The 1,135-nt window shown below is 33.0% G+C and carries 1 protein-coding gene; it reads right to left on the reverse strand.

Features of this window, described 5'->3' with window-relative positions; genetic code table 11:
• Positions 1-187: 187 nt before the first annotated feature.
• Positions 188-724 (reverse strand): DUF2199 domain-containing protein, encoded by a 537-nt coding sequence (locus tag Q0945_RS15920; protein WP_299436629.1) that lies wholly within the window; start codon positions 722-724, stop codon positions 188-190.
• Positions 725-1,135: the final 411 nt, after the last annotated feature.

The raw sequence follows: 1,135 nt of genomic DNA on the forward strand, positions 1-1,135 counted from the left end.
TTTTTTCCAATTATATTTCAATTCATAAAGTAAGCTAGATGCACCAAAAGCTAGTTTATTGCATGCAACGTGTTTGTATATGGAAAGTTGCGTGGTTAAGCACGTAATTTATCAAATAAAAACCGAATAGAAAATCCGTGAGGATTTTCGTAAGTAGGCTAGAACTAGCAATAAATTATATACGGTGTTACCCAACGTTTTTTATCATTTCTTTTATTCTATTTTCCGCTTCTGTTTTTAAAATTCCATCGTAATAATCTCGAACAAATGGATGGTCAAAATCTTCGTGAGGAAAAATTTCTGGTCTGTCATTTCCGCTTTTTGTCATTACATCGCAAGGAATTGAAGATGTATCTCCATATTCAGGAACATTGCTACATAACCAACCAAAGTATCCAGTTTCGTGATTCGGATTATTGTAATTTTCTTTATAGTCTAAATAACTTTTTTCGCTTAATGATACCCAAAGTCCGTATTCCAACGTTTCGCAAGCGTCTTTTACTTTTTGAGTAAGCGTTACTCTTATAAAACGGTCAATTTGGTCTTCGTAGTGAATTTCGCAAAAGTCCGATTCTAATTTTCCAAGTTCATTTTTTTCTTTATCAGACAGAAAGTCGTAATTCGCAGGTGATTTAAACGCTAAAGCAGGCCATTCCGAATGGACATTTCCACATTCAGAGCATTTAAATTCCGTTGATTTATTTTTCTTTCTTTTCCAGAACATTATTCAAGAGTTTGATTCATTGCGATTGTCATCATTATTCCAATATATAAAAATGGAATTGCACTTAAAAAAATCCAAATCAGATTATTTTTCAAGTCAGATTTATGTTTTGAAATCAAGAGTATTGTGTTAATCAGCGACCATAAAATTCCCCCATAGAAAACAAACAAGGAAATTAAACTACCATATTGGTAAATCCAAGTACCTCTGTAAGGTTGAACCAAATATTTTAAAAGCATTGCACTTAAACAAATTCCGATAATCAGAATTCCACTTTTCTTAGTCCAATTTATATTTTTAAGCAATATGTTCAATGGTTTGGTCAAATGTTGGGTAACGGTCTAGCTATGAACAGTACGGGAGCAAACTAGCGTTTGCTTTGCGCCACGCACATAGCGAAATCTTTTGGTT

This window comes from uncultured Maribacter sp. (assembly GCF_947500405.1).
Taxonomy (GTDB): Bacteria; Bacteroidota; Bacteroidia; order Flavobacteriales; family Flavobacteriaceae; genus Maribacter_B.

Excerpts from the sequence above, each read along its gene's own strand:
- Q0945_RS15920 (WP_299436629.1), bottom strand. The coding sequence starts at position 724 with ATGTTCTGGAAAAGAAAGAAAAATAAATCAACGGAATTTAAATGCTCT.